Annotated in this window: 6 protein-coding genes; all 6 read left to right on the forward strand. The window is 63.1% G+C overall.

The window, feature by feature from the left end:
- Positions 1 to 236 precede the first annotated feature (236 nt).
- The 6 genes from typA (at position 237) to ASD80_RS08440 (ending at position 6,545) form a co-directional block, all read left to right on the forward strand.
- Positions 237 to 2,051 carry a translational GTPase TypA gene (typA, locus tag ASD80_RS08415; RefSeq protein ID WP_056231300.1) on the forward strand — a complete coding sequence of 605 codons (1,815 nt, stop codon included), beginning with the start codon at positions 237 to 239 and terminating at the stop codon, positions 2,049 to 2,051.
- Positions 2,052 to 2,271: 220 nt separating this feature from the next.
- Positions 2,272 to 2,889: a DedA family protein gene (locus ASD80_RS08420; RefSeq protein WP_056231303.1), complete on the forward strand. Its 618-nt coding sequence runs from the start codon at positions 2,272 to 2,274 to the stop codon at positions 2,887 to 2,889.
- Between the two features lie 303 nt (positions 2,890 to 3,192).
- Positions 3,193 to 3,495 carry a YggT family protein gene (locus tag ASD80_RS08425; RefSeq protein ID WP_056231306.1) on the forward strand — a complete coding sequence of 101 codons (303 nt, stop codon included), beginning with the start codon at positions 3,193 to 3,195 and terminating at the stop codon, positions 3,493 to 3,495.
- Between the two features lie 44 nt (positions 3,496 to 3,539).
- On the forward strand, positions 3,540 to 3,815 hold the full coding sequence (locus tag ASD80_RS08430) for a DUF167 family protein (protein WP_413813369.1): 276 nt from the start codon (positions 3,540 to 3,542) through the stop codon (positions 3,813 to 3,815).
- Positions 3,816 to 3,891: 76 nt separating this feature from the next.
- The gene (locus ASD80_RS08435; protein WP_156460376.1) at positions 3,892 to 4,236 is read left to right on the forward strand and encodes a hypothetical protein; all 345 of its coding nucleotides are present in this window, start codon (positions 3,892 to 3,894) and stop codon (positions 4,234 to 4,236) included.
- 161 nt (positions 4,237 to 4,397) lie between these two features.
- Positions 4,398 to 6,545, forward strand: coding sequence for a sodium-translocating pyrophosphatase (locus ASD80_RS08440; protein WP_056231312.1), 2,148 nt, complete (start codon positions 4,398 to 4,400; stop codon positions 6,543 to 6,545).
- Positions 6,546 to 6,732 lie beyond the last annotated feature (187 nt).

Genomic DNA, 6,732 nt, shown 5'->3' on the forward strand with positions numbered 1-6,732 from the left:
CGGCGACCATTGCCGCGGAGCCTGCCATTTCGCATCACTCCGACACCTGCAACCCACCTCTGCGCGCCCTGCGCTTGTGGAAAAGCCATTGTTCCTGTATGGCAGCGCCAAATGCGCCAATCCTGTGCTTGCGGGAGCTGGTGTGCGTTCATTCCCGCATGGTTCGTCCGTTGCAGTCCGCCTCCCCAAGAAGCGGACCCGGTTCTGGGATCATGCCACCCAGAGGCCGACCCTTTATGTCCCTGCGCAATATCGCCATCATCGCCCACGTCGACCACGGCAAGACCACGCTGATCGACGTGCTGCTCAAACAGTCCGGTTCCTTCCGCGAAAACGAGCGCGTCGAAGAGCGCGCCATGGACAGCAACGATATCGAGCGCGAGCGCGGCATCACCATCCTGGCCAAGGTCACGTCGCTGCTGTGGAAAGACACCCGCATCAATATCGTCGATACGCCCGGTCACGCCGACTTTGGCGGTGAAGTCGAGCGCATCCTCTCCATGGTCGATGGCGTCGTGCTGCTGGTCGATGCGGCCGAAGGCCCGATGCCGCAGACCAAGTTCGTGCTTGGCAAGGCGCTGGCCCAGGGGCTGCGGCCGATCGTGGCCATCAACAAGATCGACAAGGCCGACGAGCGGCATCTCGAAGTGCTCGAAGAAATCTTCGACCTGTTCATTGCACTGGACGCCACCCCCGAACAGCTCGATTTCCCCGTGCTCTACGGCGCGGCCAAGCTGGGCTGGATGGCCAACGAGCCCGATGGCGCCCGCGAAAGCCTGGCGCCGCTGCTCGACAAGGTCATCGAGCATGTGCCCGAGCCCAAGGTCGAAACCGGCCCGTTCCGCATGCTGGTCACTACTATCGAGCGCAACCCCTTCCTCGGCCGCATCCTGACCGGCCGCATCTTCTCCGGTTCGGTCAAGGCGGGCGATGCCATCCACACGCTCAACCGCGAAGGCAAGATTGTCGAAAAGGGCCGTGTTTCCAAGGTACTGGCCTTCCGCGGCCTCGAGCGCAACCCGATCGATATCGGCGAAGCCGGCGATATCGTCGCCATTGCCGGTCTCGAGACCACGACGGTTGCCGATACGATCGCCGTGCCGTCGGTCACTGAGCCGCTGGCGTCCAAGCCCATCGATCCGCCGACCCTGTCGGTGACCTTCCGCATCAATGATGGGCCCCTGGCCGGTCGCGAAGGCGACAAGGTGCAGTCGCGCGTCATCCGCGAGCGCCTGATGCGCGAAGCCGAAGGCAATGTCGCCATCAAGGTGACGCCGGGCACCGACAATGACAGTTTCGACGTGGCCGGCCGTGGCGAATTGCAGCTGGCCGTGCTGATCGAGAACATGCGCCGCGAAGGGTTCGAGCTGACCATCGGCCGCCCGAAAGTGCTGTACAAGGAAGAAAACGGCCAGAAGCTGGAGCCGATCGAGGAAGTCATCATCGACGTCGATGACGAGCATACCGGCGCCGTGGTGCAGAAGCTGACCGAGCGCAAGGGCGAACTGACCGACATGCGCCCCTCGGGCGTCGGGCGTACCCGTATTCGTCTGCTGGTGCCCACCCGCTCGCTGATCGGCTACCAGGCCGAACTGCTGAGCGACACGCGCGGCACCGCCATCTTCAACCGCCTGTTCCATGAATTCGCCCCGTTCAAGGGCGAGCTGGCCAGCCGTCGGACCGGCGTGCTGATCTCCAATGGCACCGGCCAGTCGGTGGCCTTCGCGCTGTGGAACCTGGAAGACCGCGGCCCGATCATGATCGATGCCGGCGTCGACATCTATGAAGGCATGATCATCGGCGAGCATAGCCGCGAGAACGATCTGGAAGTGAACGCGCTCAAGGGCAAGCAGCTCACCAATATCCGCACCACGTCCAAGGACGAAGCGGTGCGCCTGACCACGCCCAAGAAGCTGACCCTGGAACAGTCGATCGGCTATATCGCCGATGACGAATATGTCGAGGTCACCCCCAAGTCGATCCGCCTGCGCAAGATGTGGCTCGACCCCAATGACCGCAAGCGCAATATGCGCGCGCAGAAGGCGAGCTGAGCCGGATCATTTTCGCCTCCTGCCCACCCTCCCCCTTGAGGGGAGGGTAGCGACGCCTGGCCCGCAGGGCCTTGGCAAAGCTGGGGAGGGGGTAATTCAGTGGGTTACTGCGGGACCCCCACCCTCATTCCCTCCCCTCAAGGGGGAGGGAGGCGCAGGGGCCGATAGCCTGGACGACAGCCAGAAGTGACATGAGTGCTATGGGGAGGCAGGTGACGCCATGACCGACTGGATCATCCAGACCATTTCCGATCTCGGCTATGTCGGCATCTTCCTCGTCATGCTGGCCGAGTCCATCTTCCCGCCCATCCCGTCCGAACTCATCATCCCCTTTGCCGGCTTTGCCGCCGCCAATGGCGATCTCAACCTTTTCGGCGTCCTTGCCGCGGCCACGATCGGCGCGGTGGCCGGCATGCTGCCATGGTATTTCGTCGGGCGGCTGTTCGGGCTCGAGCGGGTGCGCCGGCTGGCCGACCGCTTCGGGCGGATCATGGCCTTCAATGCCGACGAGATCGACATGGCCGTGCGCTGGTTTACCCGCTTCGGTCCGATCATCGTGCTGTTCGGCCGGCTGATCCCGCTGATCCGGACGCTGATTTCCATTCCCGCCGGACTGTCGCGCATGAGCCTGCCGGTTTTCCTCGCCGCCTCGACCAGCGGCGCGCTGATCTGGAACACCTTCCTGACCCTGGCCGGCTTTATCCTGCACGAGCATTACGAGGTGATCGAGGTGGTGCTCGATCCGTTGAGCTATATCGTGCTGGGCCTGGTGGTGGCGCTGTATCTTCTCAAGGTCGTCACCTGGAAACCGAGCCGCTCCACATCCTCTTCCCCCTGAGCGATGCAGGCCGATGCAGTCGCATTCTGCAACACGCCTCGCATTCTGCCACGCAACATCCGTCGCAAATTACGAATGTTCATAATACTTTAATCCCTGCCCGCCGGTTTCCGGGGCTCCGCCACCTGGCACGTTTCGTGCAATGGCAATCGCGTCCGGAGAGTGTAGTTTTGCGTACCGGATGTCAGTCATTGGGGCCTCGTTCCGTGCGACCGGAGCGAGGCTCTCATGCCTTTGGCTCAGCTCTTGCCGCACGGCCCGACAGCCACTAAGTATTCCGGAGCCTGCTAACCGGAGACGCCCATGCGCGCCGTGCTCGATATCATCCTGCTCATCCTCGATCTCTATCGTTGGGTGCTGATCGCCATGATCATCATGAGCTGGCTGATCTCCTTCAACGTGATCAATACACGCAATGGTTTCGTTGAGGGCCTGTGGCGCGTGCTCAATCAGCTCACCGAGCCGGTCCTCAGGCCCATCCGCCGCATCATGCCGAATTTCTCCGGCCTCGATATTTCGCCGATCATCGCTTTCATCGTCATCTTCTTCATCCAGCAGATCATCGGCTATTACATCTATCCCGCCGTGGCGCGCGCCGGCATCTAGCCCTGACGCAGCCCGCCAAATGCTATCGGCCCGGCCCCGGCGGGCTGAACCTTTTTGTTCGCGTCACACCCAATGCCGGCCGCGATGTCATCGAGGGCGTCGAGTTGCGCGATGACGGAAACGCCGTCCTCCGCCTCCGCGTCAGCGCCGCGCCCGACAGGGGCAAGGCCAATGCGGCAGTGGTGGCGCTGCTGGGCAAGGCGCTGGGCGTGCCGAAGTCAGCCATAGTGGTCGCAGCGGGCGATACCAGCCGGTTCAAGACGCTGACGATCAGTGGCGATGGTGCCGTTCTCGCCGCGGGCGTCGATGTGCTCGGCTGAGCGCATTCAGCCGCCGTTCAGTTCGTAAAGCCGATCCTCATGGCGGGACTTGCTGGTCCCGAACCGGAGGATTTGAATGGAACGTCGTTTGCTGTGTGCCGCAGTCGCGGCCTTGACCATACTCTCCCCATTGCCCGCCTTTGCCATGAAGGGGATCGACGCCGCCCGCGCCTGCGAGTCGCGCCCCGGCTGCAAGGTGATCTATGACAATAGCGGTGGCGAGGTGATCGTCATCGTCGTCGATGGTTCGACCATCGTCTGCCCCACGCCGCAAGGCGAATGCGAGGTCTGGACGCGGGTGGGCGGCGCCCGCCTGCCGCATGTCAATGTCGACAGCGTCATGGTCGATCCGGGCCGGACGCCGGGTGGCGGCAAGCCATCGGTCGCGCCCAGGCCCGGTGGCCTCACGATCACACGCTAGGCCCGACTGCGACAAAGCATCGCAATATCCATTGCTTAACCAAACAATCCCGTTAATCTCCTCCCCGGAAGGGGCTCCAGGAGGGCATGCCATGCGGGTTGGAGGACCGGCATCGGGTTTGCGTGGAGTCCCCGGAGGAAAAATCTAGAGGGACTATTCTGATGACTTTGGCACTCTGGCTGATCGTCCTGTGCGGCGCTCTGTCCATCGTCTATGGCGTTTATACGACGCAGCAATTGCTGGCCGCCGATAGCGGTTCGGCCCGTATGCAGGAAATCTCGGCTGCCGTCCGGGAAGGCGCATCGGCCTATCTCAAGCGGCAATATACCACGATCGGCATTGTCGGCGTGGTCATCCTGATCGCCGCCTTCTTCCTGCTCGGCATCTATGCCGCCATCGGCTTCCTGCTCGGCGCGGTGCTGAGTGGCGCCGCGGGCTTCATCGGCATGAATGTGTCGGTGCGCGCCAATGTGCGCGTGGCCCAGGCGGCGACGTCTTCGCTCGCCAAAGGGCTCGACCTCGCCTTCAAGTCGGGCGCGGTCACCGGCATGCTGGTGGCGGGCCTCGGCCTGCTCGGCGTCACGCTCTATTTCATGGTGCTGACCCAGATGCTGGGCTTCGAGCCCACCAGCCGCACCGTCATCGATGCGCTGGTCGCCCTCAGCTTCGGCGCCTCGCTCATTTCCATCTTCGCCCGTCTCGGCGGCGGCATCTTCACCAAGGGTGCCGATGTGGGTGGCGACATGGTGGGCAAGGTGGAAGCCGGCATTCCCGAAGACGATCCGCGCAACCCGGCCACCATTGCCGACAATGTGGGCGACAATGTCGGCGACTGCGCCGGCATGGCCGCCGACCTGTTCGAAACCTATGTGGTGACCATCGTCGCCACCATGGTCCTGGCCGCCATCATCCTGCCCGATGCCTTCAAGCTCATCGGCATGGTGCTGCCGCTGGCCATCGGCGGCGCCTGCGTCGTCACCTCGATCATCGGCACCTATTTCGTCAAGCTGGGCGCCGACAACAACATCATGGGCGCGCTCTACAAGGGCATCATCGCCACCGGCGTCCTGTCGCTGGTTGCGCTGCTGCCGGTGCTCTATTTCGTGTTCAACGGCGATCTCAACGTCGCCATCGCAGCGACCGACAAGACCTTTACCCCGTGGAGCCTGTTCTGGTGCGGCGTGGCGGGCCTGGTCATTACCGGGCTGATCATCGTCATCACCGAATACTATACCGGCACCAACCGGCGCCCGGTGAATTCCATCGCCGAAGCCTCGGTTACCGGCCATGGCACCAACGTTATCCAGGGCCTCGCGGTGTCGCTGGAATCGACGGCCCTGCCGGCCATCGTCATCATTGCCGGCATCATCATCACCTATAACCTTGCCGGTCTCTTCGGCATCGCCTTCGCCGTCGCCACCATGCTGGCTTTGGCCGGTATCGTGGTGGCGCTCGACGCCTTTGGTCCGGTTACCGACAATGCCGGTGGCATTGCCGAAATGGCCGGCCTCGACGCGGAAGTGCGGCACAATACCGATGCGCTCGACGCTGTGGGCAACACCACCAAGGCCGTCACCAAGGGCTATGCCATCGGTTCGGCGGGCCTCGGCGCTCTGGTGCTGTTCGCGGCCTATACGCAGGACCTGATCTACTTCTCCCGCGATGCGGTGGAAGGCTCGATCTTCTTCGGCCTCGGCTCGCTCAGCTTCTCATTGGCCGATCCTTATGTCGTGGTGGGCCTGTTGTTCGGTGGCTTGCTGCCGTTCCTCTTCGGCGGCATGAGCATGACCGCCGTGGGCCGTGCCGCCCAGTCGGTCGTGGTGGAAGTGCGCCGCCAGTTCAAGGAAAAGCCGGGCATCATGGCCGGCACCGACAAGCCCGACTATGGCCGGGCAGTCGACATGCTGACCAAGGCGGCGATCAAGGAAATGATCGTGCCGAGCCTGCTCCCGGTGCTGAGCCCCATCGTGGTGTTCTTCGTGATCTACTGGATCGCGGGCGCCGCTGCCGGCTTCTCGGCGCTGGGCGCCATGCTGATGGGCGTCATCGTCACTGGCCTCTTCGTCGCCATTTCCATGACCGCCGGCGGCGGCGCCTGGGACAATGCCAAGAAGAGCTTCGAGGACGGCTTCACCGACAGCCACGGCGTCAAGCACCTCAAGGGCTCGGATGCCCACAAGGCCTCGGTCACCGGCGACACCGTCGGCGACCCCTACAAGGACACGGCCGGCCCGGCCGTCAACCCGATGATCAAGATCACCAATATCGTGGCGCTGTTGTTGCTCGCGGTGCTGGCGCATCTGGGGTGACCAGACATAGTCTGGACTGAACTGAAGAAGGCCCGGAGGGCAAGCTCCGGGCCTTTGTCTTGGCGACGTTGTGGGATGCCAACGCATCCTCGATGTCATCGCGGCCTTGAGCCGGCAACTGTAGTTTAGGGGTGGAAGGGGGTTCTTGATTTCATCATGGCGTTGAGAGTGACGATGATCTTTCTGG

It is taken from the genome of Devosia sp. Root635, from assembly GCF_001427605.1.
Taxonomy (GTDB): domain Bacteria; phylum Pseudomonadota; class Alphaproteobacteria; order Rhizobiales; family Devosiaceae; genus Devosia.